The 2,566-nt window shown below is 70.8% G+C and carries 1 protein-coding gene; it reads right to left on the reverse strand.

The genetic code is table 11. The features are described 5' to 3' along the window. Positions 1-2,566, reverse strand: a 2,566-nt coding sequence (locus CUT44_RS15750; protein ID WP_146252239.1) for a type I polyketide synthase, incomplete at both ends; no start/stop codon positions are given.

Here is a 2,566-nt window from a genome sequence, read left to right on the forward strand (position 1 = left end):
GGGGTGGTCTTGGAGGGTGTCTTCGATGGCCATGGTCAGCACGGGGTGGGCGCTGACTTCGATGAAGGTGTGGTGGCCGGTGTCGGCCAGGGTGGTGGTGCCGGTGTGGAAGTGGACGGTCTGGCGGAGGTTTCGGTACCAGTAGTCGCCGGTGAGGGTGGGGCCGGTGATCCAGGTGCGGTCGGTGGTGGAGTACATGGGGGTGGTTGGTGTGTGGGGGGTGATGTCGGTGAGGAGGTGGGTGAGTTCGTTGTGGATGCGTTCGACGTGTGAGGTGTGGGAGGCGTAGTCGACGGGGATTTTGCGGGCTCGGATGTCGGCGTTGGTCAGGTCGGTGTGGAGGGTGTCGATGGTGGTGGGGTGGCCGGCGACGACGGTGGAGGTGGGGCCGTTGACGGTGGCGATGTCGATGTGGTCGCGGTGGGGGTCGGTCCAGGTGCGGGTGTCGTGGAGGGAGAGGGGGATGGAGAGCATGGCGCCGTGGCCGGCGAGGTGGCGGGCGATGGCCTGGCTGCGGAGGGCGACGATGCGGGCGGCGTCGTCGAGGGTGAGGGCGCCGGCGATGGTTGCGGCGGCGATTTCGCCTTGGGAGTGGCCGATGACGGCGTCGGGGTGGATGCCGTGGTGCTGCCACAGGCGGGCGAGGGAGACCATGACGGCGAAGGAGACGGGCTGGACGACGTCGACGCGGTCGAGGGTGGGGGCGTTGTCGGTTTGGCGGATGACGTCGGTGACGGTCCAGTCCTGGTAGGGGGCGAGGGCGGTGTCGCAGGCGGTGATGGCGTCGGTGAAGGTGGGGGAGGTGTCCAGCAGTCGGGCGCCCATGCCGGCCCATTGGGTGCCCTGGCCGGGGAAGACGAAGACGGTTTTGCCGGTGTTCTGGGGGGTGCCGGTGGTCAGGTCGGGGTCGGTGGTGTTGTGGGTGAGGGCGGTCAGGGCGCGCAGCATCTGGTCGCGGTCGGTGCCGGTGATGACGGCGCGGTGGTCCAGGCGGGCGCGGTGGTGGAGTTGGGTGGCGATCTGGTGTGGGGTGAGGTGGGGGTGGTGGTCGAGGTGGTCGAGCAGGCGGCGGCCGAGTTCGGTCAGGGCGGTGGGGGTGCGGGCGGAGAGGATCCAGGGGACGGGGGTGTCGTGGGTCGGTGGGGGTGTGTCGGCGGTGTCGGGTGTTTCGGGGGTGGGGGGTTGTTCGATGATGGCGTGGGCGTTGGTGCCGCTGACGCCGAAGGCTGAGATGCCGATGCGGCGGGGGTGGCCGGTGTGGGGCCAGGGTTGTGTTTCGGTCAGGAGGCGGACGTTTCCGGCGGTCCAGTCGACGTGGGGGGTGGGGGCGTCGATGTGGAGGGTGCGGGGGAGGGTGGCGTGGTGGATGGCGAGGACGGATTTGATGACGCCGGCGATGCCGGCGGCGGCTTGGGTGTGGCCGATGTTGGATTTGAGTGAGCCCAGCCAGAGGGGGTGGTCGGGGTTGCGGTGTTGGCCGTAGGTGTTGATCAGGGCTTGGGCTTCGATGGGGTCGCCCAGGGTGGTGCCGGTGCCGTGGGCTTCGACGGCGTCGATGTCGGTGGTGGTGAGGTTGGCGTTGGCCAGGGCTTGGTGGATGACGCGTTGTTGGGAGGGGCCGTTGGGGGCGGTCAGGCCGTTGGAGGCGCCGTCCTGGTTGGTGGCGGTGCCGCGGACGGTGGCCAGGATGGTGTGGCCGTTGCGGCGGGCGTCGGAGAGGCGTTCCAGCAGGAGGACGGCGACGCCTTCGGACCAGCCGGTGCCGTCGGCGGCGGCGGCGAAGGCCTTGCACCGGCCGTCCGCGGCCAGCCCCCGCTGCCGGGAGAACTCGACGAACGTGCTGGGCCGCGGCATGACCGCGACGCCGCCGGCCAGTGCCAGGTCGGACTCGCCCGACCGCAGCGACTGCACGGCCAGGTGCAGGGCCACCAGTGACGACGAGCACGCGGTGTCCACCGTCACCGCCGGACCCTCGAACCCGAACGTGTAAGACACCCGGCCGGACAGCACACTCGGCAGGTTGTTGTGCGACGTGTAGCCGTCCACGCCCTCACCGATCAGATCCGCTCCGACGGTGTAACCGGTGTGGAAGCCGCCGGCGAACACCCCGGTCCTGCTGCCGCGCAGCGCCGTGACGTCGACACCCGCGCGTTCGAAGACCTCCCACGAGGTCTCCAGGAACACCCGGTGCTGCGGGTCCATCGCCAGCGCCTCGCGCGGAGAGATCCTGAAGAAGGCCGCGTCGAAGCCGCCGGCGTCCTCCAGGAAGCCGCCCCTGCGGACGTAGGTCTTGCCCGGCAGACCGGGCTCCGGGTCGTAGATGCCGTCGATGTCCCAGCCGCGGTCCGTGGGGAAGTCGGACAGGGCCTCCCCGCCCGCCTCCAGCAGCTTCCACAGGTCCTCGGGGGAGGCGATGCCGCCGGGCAGCCGGCACGCCATGCCCACGATCACGACCGGATCGTCGTCCGTCCGGACGGCGGCCGCGACCGGCGCCTGCTCCGCGGCACCGCCCGCCAGTTCGTCCAGCACGAAACGGGCCACCGCCCGGGGCGTGGGGCAGTCGAAG

Origin of the sequence: Streptomyces carminius, assembly GCF_002794255.1 — a bacterium.
In the GTDB taxonomy this organism is placed as follows: Bacteria; Actinomycetota; Actinomycetes; order Streptomycetales; family Streptomycetaceae; genus Streptomyces; species Streptomyces carminius.